The organism is Pseudomonas sp. Fl5BN2, from assembly GCF_009908205.1.
Taxonomy (GTDB): domain Bacteria; phylum Pseudomonadota; class Gammaproteobacteria; order Pseudomonadales; family Pseudomonadaceae; genus Aquipseudomonas.
In genome coordinates this window covers 141,484-163,804 of record NZ_JAAARL010000010.1, presented here as the reverse complement: position 1 = coordinate 163,804, position 22,321 = coordinate 141,484, and the positions used below count along the sequence as shown (strand labels likewise).

Genomic DNA, 22,321 nt, shown 5'->3' with positions numbered 1-22,321 from the left:
CCGCTTTTAACATGATAAAAACTGATTAGTATGGCGGCCAACTTCCCTACCTTACACAGGACTACACAGCATGAGCACACTGATCAAAAACCTGCTGGGCACTCGCGCCGGTTATGGCTTGACCGTTTTGCGAATTTTCGTCGGCATCATCTTCGCGGCCCACGGCTCGCAGAAACTCTTTGGCTGGTTTGGTGGTGGCGGTCTGGCAGGAACGGCTCAGTGGATGGAAAGCATTGGCCTCGCTCCGGGTTATCTGATGGCGCTGCTGGCCGGCGGCACCGAGTTCTTTGCCGGGTTGGCGTTGATCGTTGGACTGTTGGTGCGGCCGGCGGCACTGGGTCTATCGTTTACCTTGCTGGTGGCGATCTTCTCGGTGCATATCAGTCATGGCTTGTTCATGGCCGACAACGGTTATGAATTCGCCCTGGCATTGCTCGGCGGTACAGTGGCGGTTCTGTTTGAAGGTGCAGGCAAGCTGTCACTGGATGCAACGATTGCCAGGTAACTCGGCTGGCTCATTCAACTGGCCGGAGACTTGTCGCCAGCTTTGGATCAACCGTTACGAAGATTTTCCAAGGCCTGCGAATGCAGGCCTTTTTCATTGCTACTGATTCTTGACACTGACCTGTCGGCTTCTCTAGGATGCTGCTTATGCGCCGATTTAAACAGCTACTTGCGGGGCGCCAAGTGAGTCGAAAGATCACTGATAGAAGCTATTTCCAGGCTTCGAAATACCGCTAAAGCGCTGGTTCGGTGTTGCCTCTCACCTGCCCGGCAGAAACTTGAGGTAGAGACACGATACGATGAATGCACCACGCCCCCTTGTACGTCTTGCGCCGATCACGGCGAGTCTATCCCCGCGCAATCCGAAAATACTTCTTGGTGGTAAACACCAACCCACCTTGTTGCGTTATCTCGATGGCTGGCCACGGCGTTCCGCAGGCCCGGCGGCATTTCTGATTCAATTTGTCGAAGATGGCGACTCCCTGGCGCGCTTTGCCAGCGACAGCTTTGATCTGGCGGTCATACCCGCTCCCAGTGCTGAAGCTGCCGCAGAGGTGATTAAACACCTGACTCGTGTTGCCCGACAGGGACTGATTATTCGCCGTTGAATGTGCAGCTAATCCGACGGAGCTGGACAGCATATTGCTGAACTGCGCCGTATTCGGATCAGCTTGGGTTCGTCCAGATACTGGCAACAACGCTCGCAACTGTGGCTGCCACCGCTGTACCTGGGATTACCAGAGCTTGGGATTCAAACAACCGCGTTACGTTTTGCCAGTTCCGCCAGTGCCACCAGGTTGGAAATATTGAAGCGTTTGAGCAGTCGTACCTTATAGGTACTGACAGTCTTGTGGCTGATTAGCAGTGCTTCGGCTATCTGCTGGTTGTTCAGACCGGTAGCCAATAACTTCAAGACCGTTATCTCACGGTCAGTCAGGCGGGAAATCAGTACGCTTTCCTGGCTGGCGGCGTTGGTGTTCTGCTGCAGAATATTGATGGTGTCTTCCGGGAAGTAGCTGTATCCGGACAAGATGGCTTTTACGGCATTGCCCAGTTCGTGAAGGTTCTCGGTCTTGCACAGGAAGCCTGCGGCTCCTGCCTGCAGGCAGCGCAGGGCGAAGTTCTTCGAGTCACTGGAGGTTAGTACCAGGGTCTTGACATGCAGCTCGGCAGACTTGATATGAGCTATGACCGAAAAACCGTCCAGGTTGGGGATTCCCAGATCGAGGATCAGCAGGTCCGGCATGTGCTTGCGCACTAGTTGAACCGCGTCCGCGCCATTGTCAGCCTCGGCGACGATAGTGTGCTGATAGGGTTCCAGCACCGACTTGATGGCCAATCGGATCAGGGGGTGGTCATCGACGATAATGATATTGCCCATTTAATACATTCCCTTTGATTTTTAGAGGTATTGGTAGTGGTTGGCGAACTGTTTGGGGAAGTAGGTTTCAAGTAGCGAGGTTGCACTGATTACAAAAGCCGTGGTTGTAGAGGTGCCTGAGACAGTAAGCATCGACTGTTTGGCTCTATGATTAGCCGACCTCTCTGAAATCTAAATCGGACAAATCTGATAGTGATGTCACATAGAAGGACGGGATATCGTGTGCGCTTGCGCAGCGGCTGGGGCGAAGTGTGACTCGAGCCCCTTGGTCAACGGCCATGGCCGGGCAAGTCTTCGGTTCATTCAAATACAGAGCAGCCTGCACAAGGCTGGAGGGCGATTAGCCATTGAGTACCAAGCTCATTACACAGGATGGTTACGACGCTCTGAAACAGGAGCTGGATTATCTGTGGCGGGAAAAACGCCCGGACATCACGCAGAAGGTCACCTGGGCCGCCTCACTGGGTGATAGAAGTGAAAATGCCGACTATCAGTACAACAAGAAGCTCCTTCGAGAGATCGACCGCCGGGTGCGCTACATACGCAAGCGCCTGGAAGACATGAAAGTCGTGACCTATGCGCCGGAGCAGGAGGGGCGGGTGTTCTTTGGTGCGTGGGTCGAAGTTGAAAATGAAGCTGCCGAGATCAAGCGCTTTCGTGTCGTGGGTTATGACGAGATCTATCAGCGCAAGGATTACATCTCCATCGACTCACCCATGGCCAGGGCGCTGCTGAAGAAAGAAGTGGGCGATGAGGCCATCGTCCATACCCCTGCGGGCGAGACCTTGTGGTGGATCAACCAGATCGACTATGTGAAGTAGGCTCGTCGCTGCGAGTCGACGAGCCTATGGTCTTCAACCTTCGCGCAAGACGCTCAACGGGCTGGCATTCAACGCCCGGCGGGTGCCGAAAACTCCGGCCCCGCCTACCAGCAGTGCGCCAATCAGCGGTAGCAGCAACAGCCAGGGATGTGGCTGCCAGGGTAGATCGAAGGCGAAACGGTAGAGTACCAAGCTGACCAGTTCGCAACCTAAGGCTGCCAATAGGCCGCTGACCGCGCCGAGCAGGCCAAACTCGATTCGCCGCGCCTTGACCAGCAACTGCCGTTCGGCGCCGAGGGCGCGTAATAGCGCACCCTGGCGAATACGCTCGTCAAGGGTGGCCTGCAGTCCGGAAAACAGCACCGCCATCCCCGCTGCCAGTACAAACAGCAATACATACTCCACCGCCAGGGTGACCTGGGCCAGGATGCTGCGCAATTGCTCCAGCAGGGCCTCTACCTGAAGGATGGTGACGGCTGGAAATGCCCTGGACAGCTCGACGATCTGCTGGTCGTGGCCCGGGCTCAGGTAGAAACTGGTCAGGTAGGTTGCAGGCAAGTCCTTCAATGTACCCGGCTGGAAAATCATGAAGAAGTTTGGCTGGAAGTTATCCCAGTTGATACTGCGCAGGCTGGTGACCCGGGCCTCTCGATTGACGCCAGCGACAGTGAAGGTCAGTTGGTCCCCCAGCTTCAGTTTCAGGCTTTGTGCCACTTTGGCCTCGACCGAGACGCCAGGTAAAGCATCATCTGCTTGCGCCGCCCACCAACTTCCTTGGGTGATGCTGTTGCCAGCGGGGAGTTCGGCTGCCCAAGTCAGGCTCAGGTCGCGCTGTACCGCGCGATCACCCTCTGACTCCTTGCTGACAAGCTCCCTGACAGGTTCGCCATTAATGCTCACGAGGCGGCCAGGAACAACCGGGTATAGAGGGGCAGAGGGGGCCGAGAGTTGTACCAGGCGATCGGTGAAAGCCTGTTTGTCAGCCGGCAGAATGTTCAGTGCGAAGTAATTGGGGGCATTTTTCGGCAGTTGGTTCTGCCAGGTGTCCAGCAACTCTCCGCGTAGAAGGGCAATCAACGCCATGGACAGCAGGATCAGGCCAAAGGCCAGGGACTGCCCGGCGGCCGCCAAGGGGTGGCGCAGCAGTTGGCCCAGGCCCAAGCGCCAGGGCAGGGCGGAACGAGCCAACAGGCGACGCAAGCTTTGCAGCACCAGCAACAACAATCCTCCCAGTGCCAGTGCGGCCAACAGGCCGCCTCCGAGCAGGGCGAAGGTCAGTACCAGGTCCAGGCTCAAGCGCCACATGATCAGACCCAGGGCAAACAACGCGGCGCCGTAGATCATCCAGGTGCTGGAAGGGATCGGTAGCAGGTCGCGGCGCAGCACGCGCAACGGCGGGACCCGACCCAGTGCCGCCAGCGGCGGCAAGGCAAAACCGGCCAAGGCTACCAGGCCTGTGCCAATGCCGGCGATTGCAGGGAGCAGCCCGCCTGGTGGTACGTCACTGGGAAGCAGGTCATGCAGCAGATAAAACAGGCCAAGTTGCGCCAGCCATCCCAACAGGGCGCCGCTGAGGCTGGCGAGCAGTCCGAGAAGCCCCAGTTGCACACTGAACAGCAGCATCGTTTCCCGACGAGACAGGCCTAGGCAACGTAGTAGGGCGCTGGCATCGAAGCGCCGGGTGGCGAAACGGTTGGCCGACAAGGCCACGGCAACGCCCGAGAGCAGCACCGCTACCAGGCTGGCCATATTCAGATAGCGCTCGGCCTTGCCCAGTGCTCCCCCGATCTGCTGGTTGCCATCACGTGCATCTTGAAGTCGCTGGTTGGCTGCCAGCCCCGGCTTGATCAATTGGCGATAGGTCTCAAGTGCTGGTGCTGGACCACGCCAGAGCTCCTTATAGCTGACCCGGCTACCCGGCTGGACGACGCCAGTGGCTTGCAGGTCCTCCAGGCTGATCAGTACCCGGGGGGTCAGGCTGTAGAAGTTTCCGGCACGGTCGGGTTCGTAGGTCAGTACCCGGGTAAGGTGCAGGGTCTTCATGCCGACGTCGATGCTGTCGCCGATCTTCAGGTCCAGCGCAGTCAACAGACGAGGTTCGACCCAGGCTTCTCCGGGCTTCGGTCCGCCGCCGAGTACTTCAGTCGCGTAGGGCGCGGCTGCACTCTTGAGTTGTCCGCGCAGAGGGTAAGACGGGTCGACTGCCTTGATGCTTGAGAGCTGGATACTGTTGTCGGTGGCGATAACGCTGGAAAACTCGACAATTCGAGCGTGATCCAGCCCCAGTTCACGCCCGCTACTGAGCTGTTCCGGACGTGCAGGCGAGCTGCCTTCCAGCAGCAGGTCGGCACCGAGAAACTCGGTGGCCCGCAGCAGCATGGCACCGTTCAGGCGCGCGCCGAAATAGCCTATGGCAGTACTCGCCGCAACGGCGACCAGCAAGGCAAAGAACAACACCCGCAACTCTCCGGCGCGGGCATCGCGCAGCAGCTGGCGGAAGGCGAGGCTGAACAGGCGCAACAGCGGCAAACGTGCCATCAAGGCTCCAGAGGGGCGACCAGCAAGCCCGCTTCAAGACGGATCAAGCGCCGGCAGCGATGGGCCAGGCGTTCATCGTGAGTCACCAGCACCAGGGTGGTGCCGCGTTCCTTGTTGAGTTCAAACAACAGGTCGCTGATACGTTCACCGGTATGACTGTCGAGGTTGCCGGTGGGCTCATCGGCAAACAGTACGTCAGGTTCAGCGGCAAAGGCCCGGGCGATAGCCACTCGTTGTTGCTCGCCACCGGAAAGCTGGCGTGGCGAGTGGCTCAGGCGCTGACCGAGGCCGACCCGCTGCAGCAGCTCGGTAGCGCGCTCGCGGGCGTCGCGGCGGCCGTCCAGCTCCAGGGGCAGCATGACGTTTTCCAGGGCGTTGAGGCTGTCGAGCAGTTGGAAGGATTGAAAGACGAATCCCACATGTTCGGCTCTGATACGTGCTCGTTGGTCTTCATCCAGGCCACTCAGGGCTTGTCCGGCGAGGGTGACTTCGCCGCTGCTGGGCAGGTCGAGCCCTGCCAGTAATCCGAGCAGTGTGGATTTTCCGGAACCTGAGGCGCCGACGATGGCCAGACTATCGCCTTGATTCAGTTCCAGGCTGAGTTCGTGGAGGATGGTCAGTTCACCTTCCGCGCTGGGAACCACTTTGCTAAGGTTCCGCGCAGTGAGAATGCTTGCGCCCATGGAGAATCCGATGCGTGTATGGTTTTTGAGTGCCGGCCTGGCCTTGATGTGCATGGCCCAGAACGCAGCGGCGGGTACAGTCCTGATCGTTGGCGATAGTATCAGTGCGGCTTTCGGGCTGGATACCCGCCAAGGCTGGGTTGCCCTGCTGGAGAAGCGGCTCAAGGAGCAGGGTTTCAATGATCAGGTGGTCAACGCTTCGGTCAGTGGTGATACCAGTGCCGGGGGCCAGGCGCGGCTGCCAGCGCTGCTTGCAGAGCATAAACCCCAAGTGGTGATACTTGAGTTGGGGGGCAATGATGGCTTGCGTGGCCAGCCGCCCCAGCAATTGCAACAAAATCTTGCGTCGATGATCGACAGTGCCCAGGCCGGTGGCGCGAAGGTGCTGCTGTTGGGCATGCAGTTGCCGCCCAACTACGGTGTGCGCTATACCCAGGCATTCGCTCAGGTCTATGGCCAGTTGGCCAGTGACAAGAAGGTGGCTCTGGTGCCATTTTTTCTCGACGGGATCGGCGGTCATCCGGAGTTGATGCAGGCAGATGGTCTGCACCCCGCAGCGGCGGCTCAGGGCAAGTTGCTGGAAAATGTCTGGCCGACGCTAAAACCGCTGCTTTGATGCTTTTCTAGTAGCAGTGTTTCGGCTAATGTGGCGCCCCCTATTTGGAGCCCCCAATGCCGCGTCCCGCCTGGTCCCTGTTTGCCTATCAATTGATCGAGCCTGATGAACAGCTCGACCTGTTCGCCTGCCAGGAGGTTCGGGTGCATCTAGTGACGCGTCAGTTGGAGCTGGGAGGTTCCGCCGATCGGACCTTGTGTGGCACGTTGTTGCCTGCCCAGCCTCGTTGGTCGACTGTGGGTCGGACGATTTTCCAGGACCAACGACTCTGCCCGCTGTGCCGGGCGATTCTGGAGTCGCAAAAACGTGGCACGCCGCCGATCTGGCCGGAGTTGCGGTTCGAGCTGTAGACGGTCCGTAGCGGACCGTTTCGACAGGGATTTCATATGTCTATGTTTGTCTCTCCGGCCTGGCTCCCGCAGCCAAGGGGCGGGGTGTACAATCGTGTTCTTTCATTCGTTGTTCATGCGAAGGATTATCCGGATGTTGCCGCGCCTCCCCGTCGTCACCCGCTGCCTGACTCTTGCCGCATTGTGTGTGGCTGGTCCCGTTGCCGCATTGGAATTGCCTCTACCGCCGCCTGGTGAAGACATCGTCGGTCAGGTGCAGGTGATCAAGGCCAAGTATGAAGACACCTTCGCTGACCTCGGCACTACTTATGACCTGGGTTACCTGGAGATGGTGGCGGCCAACCCGGGAGTCGATCCGTGGTTGCCGGGTGCGGGCACCGAAGTGGTCCTGCCCACTCGCTTCATCCTGCCGCCGGGGCCTCGTGAAGGCATCGTGATCAACCTGGCCGAGTATCGCCTGTACTACTACCCGAAGGGCCGGAGCGTGGTTTACACGTTCCCTCTGGGTATCGGTCGTGAGGGTTGGGGCTCGCCGATTGCGCACACCAGCATCACCGCGAAAACCCCGAACCCGACCTGGACTCCGCCAGCGTCGATCAAGGCCGAGCATGCTGCCGATGGCGACCCGTTGCCGAACGTGGTGCCGGCAGGGCCGGACAATCCGCTGGGGCCGTTCAAGTTCACCCTGGGCACTCCGGGGTACCTGATCCACGGTTCGAACAAGAAGTTCGGGATTGGCATGCGTACCAGCCACGGTTGTTTCCGTATGTTCAACAACAATGTGCTGGAAATGGCCGGCATGGTTCCGGTGGGAACTTCCGTACGCATCATCAACGACCCGTACAAGTTCGGTGTCAGTGGCGGCAAAGTCTACCTGGAGGCGCATACTCCATTGGATGACAAGGGCAATCCTTCGGTGGTCGACAAGCACACTGCGGTGATCAATGCCTTGCTCAAACGTGCGGACCTGGCCAATAACCTACGCATGAATTGGGATGTGGTACGTGATGTGGTCGCGGCCGAAGATGGTCTGCCGGTTGAGATCGCTGTGCCAACCACGGCGTCCGCGGCATCGCTGTCCAGTACCCCCTACGATATGCAGCAGTAAGCGATACAACGACAACCCGCGGATACCGGTTGGTATGCGCGGGTTTTTTATTGCCCGTGGAAAATTTCAGGCAATAAAAAAGCCGATCCAAAAAATGGATCGGCTTGATAACAATCCCGAAGGATTATTACTTGCGGCTAGCTTTTTCCAGCATACGCAGAGCGCGCTCGTTAGCTTCGTCAGCAGTCTGTTGTGCTTTTTGAGCAGCAGCCAGAGCTTCATCAGCTTTACGGTAGGCTTCGTCTGCACGAGCCTGAGCACGAGCCGACGAGTCTTCAACAGAAGTCAGGCGAGCTTCGGTTTCTTTGGATACGCTGCTGCAACCGGTAGCCAGAACTGCGGCCAGAGCCAGAGCAGAGAATTTCAGAACGTTGTTCATCGTGTTCCCCTTCAAGGACTTTCTATTAATAGCTATCGCCTCAGAGTGAGGAAACAGCCGGCGTACATACTACCCATTACTTGTAGTAAGTAAACTGACGTAGCGCAAGAAGCAAAAAAAAGTCTAGGCGGTGAATCTTTTTCGAGCAACTTTTTAGCGGCTTGTATAAAAAATATTCAGCGGCAAGGCTCTGGCAGAGGGTCCTGCTTGCGTGCCAGCGCTGGCCTCGGGCTTTTCCAGGCGCAGTTTCTGAGTCTAGGCTAAAGTCGTTCTATATTGTGCCGATGACACTTTTGTTCAGATTTTGTACGGGTGTGGGCCTATCTTTATCCATCTTGCCGGTGACTTTAAGAGGCGAAGCTCGTCTTAAGTTTCAGCATCCGGCGATGTTTAGCTCCTACGCATTCTTACGCTCACCTTGGCGCGGCTTCAGTCGAGGGTTGGGCAAGGTTTTGCGCTGATCTGTGATGAGTGTGGCTTGAGCATTTATGCCAAGGGCGCCTACTATTTTGTAACGTGCTCGTGGTGACAAGAGCGATGGCTTCTACTCGGCGTCCTGCAGGTACGAGGTGGCGTAGTTGTTCCTTCGCCGGAAAAACATCGGTAAGGTAGGGGTCGGCATTCCAGACCCGCAAGGAGTAGTGATGAGCGAGGCGTTGTCCATCCACCATGACCAGGCTGGTCATCAGTTCGAGACCAATGTGGACGGTCATCGTGCCTACCTGACCTATATGGACCTGGGTAAGCAAACCCTGGATATTTATCGCACCTTCGTGCCCAACGCGCTGCGTGGACGCGGTATTGCTGCGGCGTTGACCGAGCAGGCGCTGGAGTACGCCGAGCGCATGGGCTACACGGTGATCCCGTCCTGCTCTTATGTAGAGCGCTACATGGAACGCCATCAGCGTCACGCTGCAAAACTCTGATCGGGGCGACCATGAAAAACGCCGGGCTTGGCCCGGCGTTTTTGTGGCTGTCGAAAAAGATCAGGCGCGATCGCGTTTCGGCAGCACGTCCTTGAGCTTGGCATGCATGCCGCGCAAGGTTTTCTCGGTGCTTTCCCAGTCAATACAGGCGTCGGTAACCGAGACGCCGTATTGCAGTTCCGAAAGGTCCTTCGGAATCGCCTGGCAGCCCCAGTTCAAGTGGCTTTCGACCATCAGGCCAATGATCGATTGGTTGCCTTCGAGGATCTGGTTGGCGACGTTCTCCATGACCAGAGGTTGCAGTGCCGGATCCTTGTTGGAGTTGGCATGGCTGCAGTCGATCATGATGTTCGGCTTGATCTTGGACTTGCTCAGGGCCTGTTCGCAGACGGCGACACTGACCGAGTCATAGTTCGGCTTGCCGTTGCCGCCACGCAGCACCACGTGACCGTAGGCGTTGCCTTTGGTCGTAACGATCGACACACCGCCTTGTGGGTTGATCCCGAGGAAGCGATGCGGGCTGGAAACCGATTGCAAGGCGTTGATCGCCACGGTGAGGCCGCCGTCGGTGCCATTCTTGAAACCTACGGCCGACGACAGGCCGGAAGCCATTTCGCGGTGGGTCTGGGATTCGGTGGTACGCGCACCAATGGCCGACCAACTGATCAGATCCTGCAGGTATTGCGGGGAGATCGGGTCCAGGGCTTCGGTGGCAGTGGGCAAGCCCATTTCGGCCAGGTCCAGCAACAGTTGGCGGCCGATATGCAAACCGTCCTGAATCTTGAAAGAGTCATCCAGGTAAGGGTCGTTGATCAGGCCTTTCCAGCCCACGGTAGTGCGTGGTTTTTCGAAGTACACCCGCATCACCAAGTACAGGGTGTCGGAGACTTCCGCCGCCAGGGCCTTGAGCCGCTCGGCGTACTCGTGGGCTGCCTTGATGTCGTGGATCGAGCAGGGCCCAATGACGATGAACAGACGATGATCAGTGCCGTCGAGGATATTGCGGATAACTTCGCGACCCTTGGTCACGGTGCGCAAGGCAGTGTCGCTCAGCGGGATGTCTCGTTTGAGTTGATCAGGGGTGATCAGGGTCTCGTTGGAGGCGACGTTAAGGTCGTTGATCGGTAAATCAGCCATCGTGTTACTCGTCAGGTCACGGGTGCCGGCCGCCAGCGATCCCCGCGCGGCGGAGCACAGCGGATTTGAGCGCGTCGGGGAGCGGAACCTTAGCGCGTTACCCAGTGACTCTACAATGGGCAGGCGGCGGTTTTATTGGGCTATGGCTGCACAAAAGCCTCGTGCACGCTGTCTTCGGAATAGTCCTCGGCGTGCTGCTCGACCCAATCCAGGGCCAGGGCCTCGATGCATTGCTGTTCGCTCTGAGGCTCATGCAGGCGGCAGTAGCGGGCAATCTGGCACACCTGTTCGCCCATGCGGGCGCCGAACAGCGTTTGTTCATCGACAAAGGCGATGCCAACTAGATAGCCGCGCTTGCGTTTCAGGCACCAGGCGACATAGCCGTTGTAGCGGGCATTTTCCCCCAACGTCGGCATGTGCACCTCCAGCGCAGTGCCACGGCGCCAGGCACGGTGGTAATTGCATGCCATGCCGCCGAGACTGATAGTGTGCAACCGCTGGCGCGAAATACACGCGTGCTTGCGCAGGGTCAGTTCAACCGGAACTTCATCAGGATGAGGCAGAAAACGTCCCATGACCGCAGACTCCAAGTGTCGTCCAATTGACATTGTCTCCACCAGTATAGTGGTCGAATTGGAACTGTCCGACTTCGATGTCGACCAGCAACTACTGGGCCTGGATGGTATTTCCCTCTTGGTTTTCACCAGTCCTGGCTGTTCCGGTTGTCGTTGGGCCCGGGCGCAATTGCCGGAGTTGGCGCTGCCGGTCGACCGTCTGTGCTGGATCGATGCGGGCGACAACGGCGGAGCGGTGGAGCGTTATCAGGTGTTTCACCTCCCGGCCCTGTTCGTGGTACGCGACGGTGAGTTTTATGGGGCCTTGGAGTCCCGTCTGACGTACAAGGAGCTCAGCGAGAGCCTGGGTCAGGCGCTTAATCGATTACCAGAGGAGTTGCCTTGATGGGTGCAGGCCGTAAACCGCGTGTGGGCATTATCGGGACCGGAGCGATCGGAGGTTTCTACGGGGTGATGCTGGCCCGGGCTGGTTTCGACGTGCACTTTCTATTACGCAGCGAGTTCTCGGCGGTGGTCGAGCAAGGGATAAGGGTCAACAGCACCCAGCATGGAGTGCTGAGCCTGAAGCCGGTGCAGGCGTACGCCAGCGCCGAAGAAATGCCCCCTTGTGACTGGCTGCTGGTGGGCGCCAAAGCCACCAGCAACGTCCAGCTGGCACCGTCGATCATCCAGGCGGCGGCACCTGATGCCAAGGTTCTGGTATTGCAAAATGGCCTTGATGTCGAAGATGCGTTGCGCGCTGTGCTGCCCGAGTCGCTGCATCTATTGGGCGGCCTGTGCTTTATCTGCGTGCATCGTGCGGGGCCTGGCCAGATCGAGCATCAGGCCTTGGGAGCTGTGAACCTTGGTTACCACAGCGGTCCGGCAAGTGCTGATCCGGCCTTGAGCCAGACGATTGTCGAGGAGGGCGCCGCTTTGTTTCGTGAAGCTGGGCTCGACTCCCAGGCCATGAGCAACCTGCATCAGGCGCGCTGGCAAAAGCTGGTGTGGAATGTGCCGTACAACGGTTTGTCGGTGTTGCTCAAGGCTAGCACCACGCCGCTGATGGGCGACCCAGCTAGCCGTGAGTTGATTCAGGATCTGATGCAGGAAGTGCTGCAGGGTGCAGCGGCTTGCGGGCATGTCATCCCCGTCGCCTATGCACAGCAGTTGTTCAAATCCACTGAGCACATGCCCGACTACTGGCCGAGCATGTACCATGATTTCCTGCATCAGCGTCCTCTGGAGTTGGCGGCTATCTATGCCGCACCTTTGGCGGCAGCGCGGGCTGCCGGTTGTGAGTTGCCGAAAATCCAGGCGTTGTACCAAGCCTTGAGTTTCATCGACCGACGCCACGCTTGAGCTGGGCTCATCACCTGAAGGGGCGGAACATGGCAAAGGGCTTGGATGACAAACTGGTGGTGGCGATCTCCTCGCGGGCGCTGTTCGACCTGAGTGACAGCCACAAGGTCTATCTGGCCCAAGGCGTCGAGGCCTATCGGCAATACCAGATCGAGCATGAGGAGGAGATCCTCGAGCCGGGCGATGCCTTTCCCCTGGTGAAAAAGCTCCTCAGCCTGAACGCCAGCCTGGGGCATGCGCGGGTTGAAGTGGTGTTGGTCTCGCGTAACAGCGCCGACACCGGCTTGCGGGTATTCAATTCAATCCAGCACTACGGCTTGGCCATTTCCCGGGCCGCGTTCGTTGGCGGTCGCAGTCCTTATCCCTACCTGGCGGCCTTTGGCAGCGACCTGTTTCTTTCGACCCATGCCGAGGATGTGCGCAGTGCGCTGGACGCCGGATTTGCCGCTGCGACCATTCTCTCCGGCGGGGCCCGGCGTGCGGAAAATGGCGAGTTGCGCATTGCCTTCGACGGTGACGCAGTATTGTTTTCCGATGATTCGGAGCGGGTCTATCAGTCCGGTGGCCTGGAGGCGTTTCAGGCCAGCGAGCGGCAGGCGGCTCGGGAGCCCTTGCCAGGAGGGCCGTTCAAGGGGTTCCTGGCTGCACTCAATCTGCTCCAGGGCGAGTTTCCCAACGATACCTGTCCAATCCGTACCGCTTTGGTGACCGCTCGTTCGGCACCGGCTCATGAACGAGTGATCCGCACGTTGCGCGAATGGGACATTCGTCTGGACGAGTCCTTGTTCCTGGGCGGATTGGAAAAAGCCGCTTTTCTCGAAGCGTTCGCCGCCGATGTCTTTTTCGATGATCAGCCCGGTCACTGCGAGTTGGCTCGCGAGGTGGTCGCCACCGGTCATGTACCCCACGGCATCAGTAACGAAGCTCGGACTTGAACCCTCAAGTTCGAGGTTTTGCGCTGAACCTCCCACAGTTCCAGGCACTGCTAAGCTGAATCAATCTCCGCCGTATTGGCAGTTGAGGAGGTCATATGATTCGTTCGATGCTGTATGCCACCGACCTCGGTCTGTATGCACCCTTTGTGATGCAGCATGCGCTGGAGCTGGCTCGAACGTTCAATGCCGACTTACATGTAGTGCACGCTGTAGAGCCCATGGGCCTGTTCGCCGAATCGGTGTTGCAGAGTTACCTGGATGAGCAGTCGCTGAATGAGTTTCATCGCCAGGGCCTGAGTACGGTAATGGCCAATATCGAGCAGCGGGTGCTCGACAGTTTTCGCGAGGAGTTGGGGGAGGGCATGCAGGATCTGGTCTTGATCCAGTCGGTGCGTGTCCTTCAGGGGGATCCGTCACAGGTGATTCTGGATCAGGCGGCGAAACTCTCGGTGGATTTGCTGATCGTGGGAAGTCATAGCCACGGGGTCGGTGCTCAAACTCCTTTGGGGCGTACGGCAACCCGGGTTTTGCAGTTGGCCAAAGTACCGGTTTACCTGGTGCCTCTGGTGCAGCGCCGACGTCAGGGCGATGTCTGAGGACGGAATGGAAAATTTTGAATAAAAGTTCTAGATTTATTCTCCTGACCATTAATATAGTTATATACCGTCGCTGATACCCGTGGCGTCTACCTGCTTTGAGGGATTCATATGAAGCTTCAACAATTGCGCTACATCTGGGAAGTGGCGCACCACGACCTCAACGTTTCCGCTACCGCCCAAAGCCTTTACACCTCGCAACCAGGTATCAGCAAGCAGATCCGTCTGCTCGAGGACGAACTCGGCGTTGAGGTCTTCGCCCGTAGCGGCAAGCACCTGACCCGCGTAACCCCGGCCGGTGAGCGCATCATCACCACCGCCGGCGAGATTCTGCGCAAGGTCGAAAGCATCAAGCAGATTGCCCAGGAGTTCTCCAACGAGAAGAAGGGCACTCTGTCCATCGCGACCACCCATACCCAGGCGCGCTACGCCTTGCCGCCGGTGATCAGTAGCTTTATCAAGCAATACCCCGACGTCGCTCTGCACATGCACCAGGGCTCACCGATGCAGATCGCGGAAATGGCCGCCGACGGCACCGTGGATTTCGCCATCGCCACCGAGGCTCTGGAACTGTTCGGTGATCTGGTGATGATGCCGTGCTACCGCTGGAACCGTTGCGTGGTGGTGCCGCAGGGTCACCCGCTGACCAAACTGCCGAAGTTGACCCTGGAAACCCTGGCCGAGTACCCCATCGTTACCTACGTCTTCGGTTTTACCGGCCGCTCCAAGCTTGACGAGGCCTTCAGCCATCGTGGTCTGACGCCGAAGGTGGTGTTCACCGCCGCCGACGCCGACGTGATCAAGACCTATGTGCGTTTGGGGCTAGGCGTGGGCATCGTGGCCAAGATGGCGGTCGACACCAAGCTCGACAGCGACCTGGTGGTACTGGATGCTAGTGAATTGTTCGAGTCGAGCATCACCAAGATCGGTTTCCGTCGTGGCACCTTCTTGCGTGGCTTCATGTGCGACTTCATCGAGAAGTTTGCTCCGCACCTCACCCGTGAAGTCATGGCCAAGGCAATTCAATGCCACAACAAGCAGGAGCTGGAAGAGCTGTTCGATGGCGTTGAACTACCGGTTCACTGATTTTCAGCCAGCCTAGCGGACCTCGGTGACAGTGAACTGTTGCCGAGTCTCGGCCACCACGATTTCCACCTCATCCTCCTCGAACTTGCCCAGTAGGCTTTTGCCCAGCGGCGAGCGTGGAGTGATGACGGTCACCAACTGCCCCACCACATAGACTTTCAGGCCCGCCCCATCGGGCCCCAGAAACAGCCATTGTTCGTGGCCGTTTTGATCTTCCAGCCCCAACAACGCGCCGACCTGAATTCCGGACTGTGAGTCGTAAGGGCGCAGGGGCAAATTTTGCCAAAGATTCAGCGCCTGACGGATCTCTTCGACCCGCCGGGCTTGGCCGGCCGCCAGGTAGGAGGCTTCCAGGCCCAAGGTGTCGTATTTGTTCTCGGCAATATTCTCTTCATGGGTAGCGGTTTCGTAGGCGGTTTGCGCGGCCCGTGACGCAACCTCCAGATCGTCCCGAAGTTGTTGCAGAATCAGTTGGCAGACAGACTGTTTATTCATGGTCAATTACAGAATTGCAGGACATTGGCCCGACTCTTTTCGCTTGGTGCGGTCTGGTCCTGTTGCAACCAGAACTGGCACTTGGGGTTGGACAAGTTGCGTGGGTTGTTGCGAGCACTATCCAGGGACTGCAGCTCTTCGTTCTTGCGCAGATTCTCCTGATACTGTTCGAACAAGCGGTTCGGTGGCTCAGGTACGACCACCGGTGGTTTCGCCAACTGCTGCACCGCTTGCGCCACGGGCGCCAGTTGTTGGCTGAAGAGAAAATGCGCAGCCAGCCAGCAGGTCAGGGCAATGGCCAGAAACCCCAGCCACAGGCCCAGGGCGATACTGCCGCTGAGGGCCAGAACGTTGAGGCTGATGCGCAGCGGTCGACGGGCGGGTGGGCGATAGGACATGGTTGCCTCCTGGCGGGCAGTGTTGGGCGAGGGCTGATTGTCGCACGAAGATAATCGCGGTTGGCTCTTCTGCGCAGGCGCATTTATGCGGACAATCGGCGCCTTTGCCAATCGGGGACTGGAATGAAAGCCTCCTGGGATATTTTTTGCAGCGTGGTCGACAACTACGGCGACATTGGCGTGACCTGGCGCCTGGCCCGGCAACTGGTTGCCGAGCATCAATGTGTGGTGCGTTTGTGGGTCGATGACTTGCGCGCGTTCGAAAAAATCTGCCCGCAGATTGACGTCGAGCTGGCCCGGCAATACCAGGATGGCGTCGAAGTCAGGCACTGGCCGGCTGCTTGGCAGGCAGAAGCGGCGGCCGATGTGGTGATCGCCGCGTTTGCTTGTCAGTTGCCCCACGCCTATATGGACGCCATGGCCGACCGCGAGCGTGCGCCGCTGTGGCTGAATCTGGACTACCTGAGCGCCGAGGACTGGGTCAGTGGTTGTCACGGCCTGCCTTCGGTGAAGTTTCGTGGGGTGCAGAAGTACTTCTTCTTTCCCGGTTTTCAGGCCGGTACCGGTGGGCTCCTGCGCGAGGCAGGACTGCTGGAACAGCGGCATGACTTCCAGCGCAATCGCCAGGCCCAGCTGGATTTCCTCCAGGGACTGGGCGTTTCGCCCGCCGCTGATGCCCGATTGATATCGCTGTTTGCCTACGAAAATGCGGGCCTTGCCAGTTGGTTGGATGTTTTGGCCGCTGATGCCCAGCCGACCCATCTACTGGTGCCTGAAGGACGGATTCTGGGAGATGTGCAGCGCTGGTTGGGAGCCGAGCCACTGACTGTTGGCAGCCTGCGAGTACGCCAGGCCCTGACCATCCAGGTGCTGCCCTTTGTGCGTCAGGAGGATTACGACCGCTTGCTGTGGTGCTGTGCTTTCAACGCGGTGCGGGGGGAGGACTCCTTTGTGCGGGCGCAATGGGCGGGGCGACCGATGCTCTGGCACATCTACCGGCAGGACGAAGACATCCACCTGGACAAGCTAGAGGCCTTTCTCTCCTTGTACACCCGGGCGCTTTCCCCGGGCGCCAAGGCTGCGGTCCTGGCCTTGTGGCGGGCCTGGAACACTGAGGCACCCATGGCCGATTCCTGGAAAAACCTGCTGCAACACTGGCCGGAAGTCACGAAACACACCGAACAATGGTGTCTGGAACAAGGCTTGCAAGCCGATCTTGCTGCGGCGCTGGTGCAGTTTTACCTAAATTGGAATCAGCACTGAGGGAGCCCCACAAACACTGGGCGGAACCCTCTATGTGCACCAAGAGAGAGACAACACTGTTACAAACCATCCTCGCCTGTCCTTATCTGTATAGGAGGGAGGGGGTCTACTACCTGCGTATGCGGCCTGTAGGGGCTACCACGGGACTCTTTACGGTATCCTTGCGCACCACCGAACGACCACGAGCCACAGAGTTGACCAAAGACATCCTTGCCGCCCTCGCGGTGTTTCACCTTGATAACCCAGAGGCACCATGGGCGGACATCAAGGAGCGCTTAGCCTTCGTGGCTCTTAACGCTCTCTCCCAGGCTCACACAGACGCCTCCCTATCGGCCTATGAGTCGATCTACGGGGACCTTCAGGTAAACATCAGCTTAGCTACGGCCAGCATGGGCATGTCCTTGAATCAGCACAGGGGAGCCGCTGGGGCTCAAAGGATTCTTGAAGCGTCCCTTAAGCGTCTCCGGGGCGACTCAAAGGACCTTGTGGATATCGTGGACAACCTCGAAGGCATCGTAGGGGATGGCCCTGCGCAGTCACTGAGGGCAGCACAAGAGGCGCTCCATTGGGATGACCTATACCCGGTTTACCTGAAGGAGAAGGAGGGGGACGTTAAGCAGTCCACCCTGGATGGCTACGAGAGCAACTACAAGCAGATTAGCGAGGCGTTGGAGGTCACCGGGACCACAGACCTACGGAAGCACACGCGGGCTGACTTGGTGGCTATGCGTGACGAGCTGTTAGAGAGTCGGAAGGCTTCGACAGTGAACAACCTAATAACCCAGTTCACAACGGTCATGACTTGGGCTGTGGATAATGACTATCTCACCAAGGCTTACACTTCAAAGCTCAAGCTCAATAAGGACGCCGAAAGCTCGCGTATCCCGTTCGAGCGCTCCCAGGTGGAAACCTTACTGAGGCACGCCGAGACCCTTCCTGCGGACAGTTGGGAGCGTTGGGGACTGTCTCTGTTGGCTGTCACCGGGGCTCGGGCTCGGGAGATCACACAGCTAACCACCAAGGACATCCCTGAGATTGACGGCCACACATGCGTCAACATCCGTGAGGAGGCCGAGGGGCAATCGGTTAAGAACAAATACAGCGTTCGTGTAGTGCCTCTGGTGGACGGGGTCCTGGGGTTTGACCTCGAAGGGTTCAAGGAGGCTCTACAGGGGCCTAAGCCAGCCCTACCTGTGTACCACGGGGTTAACAATGTCCAGGCACGGAAGCGGCTCGGTGTGATGATCCGCGAGATTCTCCCCAACAAGTCCGAACACCAGACTTTGCACTCCTTACGGCACCATATGGCTTCATCCTTCAAGACTACAGGTGTTCCTGTTGCCTTCGCTCAAGCGCTCCTTGGGCACTCTACGGGGACCTTGGCTTACGATACTTACGGCGGTTCTTCGATCCCTGTAGGCACCCTGGCCGAGGTCTTAGAGGGTGTCTTTAAGGCGTCCTGACGGTATCATCCGGGGCTTCTCAAATAAGGAGCTTCTAATGCGCGGAGCGGTTGTTTACCTGGCTCTACTGTCTGGCCTAATCACGGGCTGTAGTAGCCACTCTTCAAATCTTCAAGTGGGCAACGAGCAGTCTTACGCCAGCATCAAGGACCAACGCGAAGCAGTACGCACGGTCAAGGTGTACGACTCAATCCCTAAGGGTGCCGAAGTGGTAAGCAAGGTGTCAGCCGGTCGGTGTCATAGGAGTTTCGTAGAGCAGGCCCCGGAAGAAGCGACAGTATTAATTGACCTGAAGGTCGCAGCCTACGCACAGGGCGCCGATGGTATTACGGACGTAGCCATATCGAAGGATTCAGGCTTGAACCGTAACTGCTGGTACGTCCTGGGCGGTACAGCCACCGCCTTCACGCTTCCAAAGGAGTGACCCATGGACAAGGCGCTAACAGTCGCCGCGTGGGTCCTCAGTATCGCCGTGCTCTACGGGATCATTAAGCTTGTCCAGGCGTTCCCGAGAGTGACAGCTCTATTAGGATTTTGAAGACATGGTTTCACCCCAACTGATCACCTCTACCTATGAGATCCACCAGATGGTGCCGGTAAGCTCGCGGCCCAGGTCTCACGCTGATCTAATCAGAACGTTCCACGCTGCCTTAGTCGAGCTGTCCGAGGCTGGTGTGATAGCGGACAAGGATGCGTCCGGTACTTGGTTTGCTGGAGAGGCGATAGTAGCCATGAACGGGGTCTACAAGGACGCCTACGGCAGGCCCCAGCTTTGTATCTATTTCGGATCGTGGCTTTGCCTTGCAATGTCCCTCAAGGTTTCCCACGCGGCGACCCGTAAAGCGTTGATGACGACCCTTAAGCAACACCCTATTTACTGATCGATGCTGCACACAGAAGCCCGGTTGAGTCCCTAAAGGATTCGCCGGGCTTTTTCGATTCCGGAGATCTACGCACAAAATGCGTTGACATGTACGCTTTTGGTGAGTACATTGCGCACCACAGGGCAGAACTGCCCAGGACCACGATTAGATATACGCTTTTAATGCGTAGATTGCCGGAGATTCCAGACATGCAAACCCTTCGTAGCTTCACCGTAGCGGACCTCAAAGCAGCCCCTGAGGGAATTACTGCCAGTCATCAAGAACACGCCTTCAAGTTCACTCTCAGCACCAACGGCTTGACGAGCTACACCATGGAAGCACCGGACGGCGACGTGTACAGCGATGACAGCCTGAGTTGGCTAAAGGCAGTCGCCAGGACCTGGGCCGAAGCCTACGGAGAAGAAGAATCGATCTACAAGCGCGGGAGTGAGTTCAAGGTCGGCGACATGATCCACGTAGGCATCGGAAAGCACCGTACAGGCCGCATTACGAGCTTTAAGGAACACCCACGGTTTGCGGAGCTGAATCCAGGCTGGACAGCGCGGGTGGCTATCACCGACAGGGGCTCAATCACGGTTATCGACCAGCAACCTACATTGGTCCCACAAATGCGCTAATGCATTAAATATGCATTGATGCATAGACATGTGAGGGTTGGGCGAATATCCTACGCGCCCCGCAAAAACCCTCACTGATAGAGAGCCCCTGAATATCCATAGGAACACCCTGATGCTCACTGCAGACGACATTCCACGCCTACGGGCTGAGGCCAAGCACTGGCGTGAAAACGCAAAGATTGCTCGTGGGGAGGCTTCCCGGTGCAAAGAGCGCGGGGACTTCGTTGGGAGGCTTAAAGCGGACCTTCGGGTAACTGAGTACGCGCGCGCAGCCCAGGCCCGCGACAAGTTAATTAAGACTCTCAAACAAGCGTAACAACTCAAAGGCAGCTACAGGATTCGTATTGATTCAACTCTGGTTCTTCCTCTTAACGGTGGTCCTCTGGGTCACCGGCTCTTACTACTTCGACATTAGACGGTAATAAACAAATGAAAAACAAACTTAACGTAACTGCGTTTACGTCGGATTCGCTCGCCCTGAAGATCCTTAAGGCAATGGAAGACGCACTAACTTCCGGGGTCTCACAGTATGTAGAAAACCGTAAAGGTTCTCGTTGGCTGCAAGTGGATATCAAACAGGACCCGCAAGATGAGGAAGTTGTCGGCTCGAATAACTTTCAGTTCACCGCATCGAACGGCCAGGAGGTGGGCGAGCTGGCAGCACGGGCTGCGTGGTTCCACTGGGTGCGTCCTCTGGAAATCCGGTTCTCGGCCTTGCTGCGCAGGGTTTACGAGCTGGTAATGCATCCGCTGGTAGCACGCCGGGAGGAGCGCAAACAGCAAGCGGAACAGCGCGCTAATCGTGTGGAAGTTGCAGAGCGCCGGGTTAGGTTGCATGCACGGGCTAAGCAAATGGGCGCAACGCATATTGTCCGTACAGAGGCCGGTAAATATTATTTTGCAAGTTTCAAAAGGGGGCTGTTCGGGTTTGGTAAGACCGTCATTACGGTTTATCCAAAAGACGGCGAGACGGTAACTAAGCGCAACGGTGGGGGCTACCGGAAAACTGCTGAAGCTACTCCGTATCAACTAACCGCCGAAGCGGCTCAATGTGTAACCATCATAGGAGTATTGAAGTAATGACATACGTTCTCTCGAAAGCAATAACCGCAATTCCCAGTATTGATAAGTTCGCCCCGGAGCTGTACGCGCACTTAGATACATTCAAGGAGCTTGCAGAATACGCGGAGGAGGTTAACCCAATCTCCCCGCTGGACTACGGGCGATTCTCTGATTGGGCAGGTGCACTTAGCCAAGTCACACAGCACGCTCCAGGCGTCTACTCGTTTCCGTACCTGTCCGCCAAGTTCTGCAAGGATCTCATGCTTGAACTTGATTGCATGGACTACTCAGTTAACGAAGATGAAGACGAAGCTGCGCAAATCCCTGAGCTGATCTTTTCGCATCACTGCCCGAGTCTGCATGAATGCCTTCGCGCTCTTTGGCATAACGCGGCTATCCCACTCGCTAAGGTTCTTTTCGGCCAAGACCCTGACCAACTTCGCGTTATCCAAGCCGCTAAGTACACAGTAGATAACACCCCTCGCGGCCATTGGCACACCGATAGCGACTCGGACGTAACTATGGTTGTTGCCTTAACTAATGAACATGAAGGCGGCGGGACTGTTGTCCATGTCGGGCCATTTGCTGAGCCCGTTATAGTTCCGCAGTTGCCAGTTGGTCACGCAATGTTCTTTAACGGTAAGGCTATGCGTCATTACGGATTGCCCGTAACAGCAGGGGAAAGAAACCTCCTTGTTCACTGGAGCGAAGTTAAATGAATCTGAAGGAGATCAAGTTCTATGCCCAACACCCCACTAAGGAGGGGCTGATTGAAACAGTCTTCAGGCTCGGCCAAGGCCCTTGCAAACGCTGGGTTGAGAGGTTGTCAGTAGAAATAACTCTTGCTGCTTTAACCATCGTGCAGGAGTCGCACGAGGAAGACTATAGCGCCCTTGAGAACGACTACTACAAGAGGCTTCGGGCCGGTGCTCTTGATACTGAAGTGCGAGCAATGAACGAACACCTCCACAGATTACGAGCGACACGGGAAACCAAGCGCTTTGTCTACAAGCTGGAAGAAATACATGGAAGGATTACCGCAATCGAAGCGTGAAAATTTAAAACCCCTCACTGTTAGTAGAACCCTCCAGGCCCTCCCTTAGAGATCCTCTTTAAGAGTTCTTAGAGATATCTCTAAGGCCCCTCTGCGGCCGCAATTCAAT

At 57.5% G+C, this 22,321-nt stretch carries 26 protein-coding genes; 18 read left to right on the top strand and 8 right to left on the bottom strand.

What is annotated here, in order from left to right:
- Nucleotides 1-70 precede the first annotated feature (70 nt).
- The gene (locus GV819_RS16095; RefSeq protein ID WP_161757046.1) at nt 71-505 is read left to right on the top strand and encodes a DoxX family protein; all 435 of its coding nucleotides are present in this window, start codon (nt 71-73) and stop codon (nt 503-505) included.
- A 298-nt stretch (nt 506-803) separates the two neighbouring features.
- On the top strand, nt 804-1,112 hold the full coding sequence (locus GV819_RS16090; protein WP_161757045.1) for a class I SAM-dependent methyltransferase: 309 nt from the start codon (nt 804-806) through the stop codon (nt 1,110-1,112).
- Nucleotides 1,113-1,255: 143 nt separating this feature from the next.
- On the opposite strand, the gene GV819_RS16085 is transcribed toward GV819_RS16090, so the two are convergent.
- Nucleotides 1,256-1,885: a response regulator transcription factor gene (locus GV819_RS16085; RefSeq protein ID WP_161757044.1), complete on the bottom strand. Its 630-nt coding sequence runs from the start codon at nt 1,883-1,885 to the stop codon at nt 1,256-1,258.
- A gap of 347 nt (nt 1,886-2,232) precedes the next feature.
- Here GV819_RS16085 and greB point away from each other — a divergent pair, with 347 nt between their 5' ends.
- Nucleotides 2,233-2,706, top strand: coding sequence for a transcription elongation factor GreB (gene greB / locus GV819_RS16080; RefSeq protein ID WP_161757043.1), 474 nt, complete (start codon nt 2,233-2,235; stop codon nt 2,704-2,706).
- A 33-nt stretch (nt 2,707-2,739) separates the two neighbouring features.
- Here greB and GV819_RS16075 read toward each other — a convergent pair whose 3' ends face one another.
- The gene (locus tag GV819_RS16075) at nt 2,740-5,244 is read right to left on the bottom strand and encodes an ABC transporter permease (RefSeq protein WP_161757042.1); all 2,505 of its coding nucleotides are present in this window, start codon (nt 5,242-5,244) and stop codon (nt 2,740-2,742) included.
- Nucleotides 5,244-5,927 carry an ABC transporter ATP-binding protein gene (locus GV819_RS16070; RefSeq protein ID WP_161757041.1) on the bottom strand — a complete coding sequence of 228 codons (684 nt, stop codon included), beginning with the start codon at nt 5,925-5,927 and terminating at the stop codon, nt 5,244-5,246. The genes GV819_RS16075 and GV819_RS16070 overlap by 1 nt, the downstream gene beginning before the upstream one ends.
- A gap of 10 nt (nt 5,928-5,937) precedes the next feature.
- On the opposite strand from GV819_RS16070, the gene GV819_RS16065 reads away from it, so the two are divergent.
- The 3 genes from GV819_RS16065 (at nt 5,938) to GV819_RS16055 (ending at nt 8,001) form a co-directional block, all read left to right on the top strand.
- Nucleotides 5,938-6,543 (top strand): arylesterase, encoded by a 606-nt coding sequence (locus GV819_RS16065; RefSeq protein WP_178124961.1) that lies wholly within the window; start codon nt 5,938-5,940, stop codon nt 6,541-6,543.
- 56 nt (nt 6,544-6,599) lie between these two features.
- Entirely contained in the window at nt 6,600-6,893 is a 294-nt protein-coding gene (locus GV819_RS16060; RefSeq protein ID WP_161757039.1) for a hypothetical protein, read from the top strand.
- A gap of 133 nt (nt 6,894-7,026) precedes the next feature.
- Nucleotides 7,027-8,001, top strand: coding sequence for a L,D-transpeptidase family protein (locus GV819_RS16055; RefSeq protein ID WP_161757038.1), 975 nt, complete (start codon nt 7,027-7,029; stop codon nt 7,999-8,001).
- A 127-nt stretch (nt 8,002-8,128) separates the two neighbouring features.
- On the opposite strand, the gene GV819_RS16050 is transcribed toward GV819_RS16055, so the two are convergent.
- Nucleotides 8,129-8,380: an Lpp/OprI family alanine-zipper lipoprotein gene (locus tag GV819_RS16050; RefSeq protein ID WP_161757037.1), complete on the bottom strand. Its 252-nt coding sequence runs from the start codon at nt 8,378-8,380 to the stop codon at nt 8,129-8,131.
- Between the two features lie 644 nt (nt 8,381-9,024).
- Here GV819_RS16050 and GV819_RS16045 point away from each other — a divergent pair.
- Nucleotides 9,025-9,306, top strand: coding sequence for a GNAT family N-acetyltransferase (locus GV819_RS16045; protein WP_011062548.1), 282 nt, complete (start codon nt 9,025-9,027; stop codon nt 9,304-9,306).
- A gap of 60 nt (nt 9,307-9,366) precedes the next feature.
- On the opposite strand, the gene GV819_RS16040 is transcribed toward GV819_RS16045, so the two are convergent.
- On the bottom strand, nt 9,367-10,443 hold the full coding sequence (locus GV819_RS16040) for a 3-deoxy-7-phosphoheptulonate synthase (RefSeq protein WP_161757036.1): 1,077 nt from the start codon (nt 10,441-10,443) through the stop codon (nt 9,367-9,369).
- A 140-nt stretch (nt 10,444-10,583) separates the two neighbouring features.
- Nucleotides 10,584-11,018, bottom strand: a complete 435-nt coding sequence (locus GV819_RS16035) for a PilZ domain-containing protein (RefSeq protein ID WP_161757035.1) — start codon at nt 11,016-11,018, stop codon at nt 10,584-10,586.
- On the opposite strand from GV819_RS16035, the gene GV819_RS16030 reads away from it, so the two are divergent.
- From GV819_RS16030 to cysB, 5 genes are all read left to right on the top strand, one after another.
- Nucleotides 11,017-11,403 carry a thioredoxin family protein gene (locus tag GV819_RS16030; protein WP_161757034.1) on the top strand — a complete coding sequence of 129 codons (387 nt, stop codon included), beginning with the start codon at nt 11,017-11,019 and terminating at the stop codon, nt 11,401-11,403. The genes GV819_RS16035 and GV819_RS16030 overlap by 2 nt on opposite strands.
- Nucleotides 11,403-12,359, top strand: a complete 957-nt coding sequence (locus GV819_RS16025; RefSeq protein ID WP_161757033.1) for a putative 2-dehydropantoate 2-reductase — start codon at nt 11,403-11,405, stop codon at nt 12,357-12,359. The genes GV819_RS16030 and GV819_RS16025 overlap by 1 nt, the downstream gene beginning before the upstream one ends.
- A 29-nt stretch (nt 12,360-12,388) precedes the next feature.
- Nucleotides 12,389-13,294: a 5'-nucleotidase gene (locus tag GV819_RS16020; RefSeq protein WP_161757032.1), complete on the top strand. Its 906-nt coding sequence runs from the start codon at nt 12,389-12,391 to the stop codon at nt 13,292-13,294.
- A 95-nt stretch (nt 13,295-13,389) separates the two neighbouring features.
- Nucleotides 13,390-13,890, top strand: a complete 501-nt coding sequence (locus GV819_RS16015; RefSeq protein WP_161757031.1) for a universal stress protein — start codon at nt 13,390-13,392, stop codon at nt 13,888-13,890.
- A gap of 111 nt (nt 13,891-14,001) precedes the next feature.
- A complete protein-coding gene (cysB, locus tag GV819_RS16010; protein WP_007931387.1) occupies nt 14,002-14,976 on the top strand; it encodes an HTH-type transcriptional regulator CysB in 975 nt (324 codons plus the stop codon).
- Nucleotides 14,977-14,988: 12 nt separating this feature from the next.
- Here cysB and GV819_RS16005 read toward each other — a convergent pair whose 3' ends face one another.
- Together GV819_RS16005 and GV819_RS16000 are read right to left on the bottom strand one after the other, a co-directional pair.
- The gene (locus tag GV819_RS16005; RefSeq protein WP_161757030.1) at nt 14,989-15,471 is read right to left on the bottom strand and encodes a GreA/GreB family elongation factor; all 483 of its coding nucleotides are present in this window, start codon (nt 15,469-15,471) and stop codon (nt 14,989-14,991) included.
- 2 nt (nt 15,472-15,473) lie between these two features.
- Nucleotides 15,474-15,869, bottom strand: coding sequence for a hypothetical protein (locus tag GV819_RS16000; RefSeq protein ID WP_161757029.1), 396 nt, complete (start codon nt 15,867-15,869; stop codon nt 15,474-15,476).
- A gap of 123 nt (nt 15,870-15,992) precedes the next feature.
- Between GV819_RS16000 and earP the strand changes: the two genes are divergently transcribed.
- From earP to GV819_RS15970, 6 genes are all read left to right on the top strand, one after another.
- The gene (gene earP / locus GV819_RS15995) at nt 15,993-17,132 is read left to right on the top strand and encodes an elongation factor P maturation arginine rhamnosyltransferase EarP (RefSeq protein ID WP_161757028.1); all 1,140 of its coding nucleotides are present in this window, start codon (nt 15,993-15,995) and stop codon (nt 17,130-17,132) included.
- Between the two features lie 194 nt (nt 17,133-17,326).
- Complete coding sequence (locus tag GV819_RS15990; protein WP_161757027.1) at nt 17,327-18,595, top strand: tyrosine-type recombinase/integrase; 1,269 nt, start codon at nt 17,327-17,329, stop codon at nt 18,593-18,595.
- 1,072 nt (nt 18,596-19,667) lie between these two features.
- Entirely contained in the window at nt 19,668-20,096 is a 429-nt protein-coding gene (locus GV819_RS15985) for a hypothetical protein (protein WP_161757026.1), read from the top strand.
- Nucleotides 20,097-20,525: 429 nt separating this feature from the next.
- A complete protein-coding gene (locus tag GV819_RS15980) occupies nt 20,526-21,176 on the top strand; it encodes a hypothetical protein (RefSeq protein WP_161757025.1) in 651 nt (216 codons plus the stop codon).
- Nucleotides 21,176-21,877 (top strand): hypothetical protein, encoded by a 702-nt coding sequence (locus GV819_RS15975; RefSeq protein WP_161757024.1) that lies wholly within the window; start codon nt 21,176-21,178, stop codon nt 21,875-21,877. The genes GV819_RS15980 and GV819_RS15975 overlap by 1 nt, the downstream gene beginning before the upstream one ends.
- The gene (locus GV819_RS15970; protein ID WP_161757023.1) at nt 21,874-22,212 is read left to right on the top strand and encodes a hypothetical protein; all 339 of its coding nucleotides are present in this window, start codon (nt 21,874-21,876) and stop codon (nt 22,210-22,212) included. The genes GV819_RS15975 and GV819_RS15970 overlap by 4 nt, the downstream gene beginning before the upstream one ends.
- The last annotated feature ends 109 nt before the right edge of the window (nt 22,213-22,321 follow it).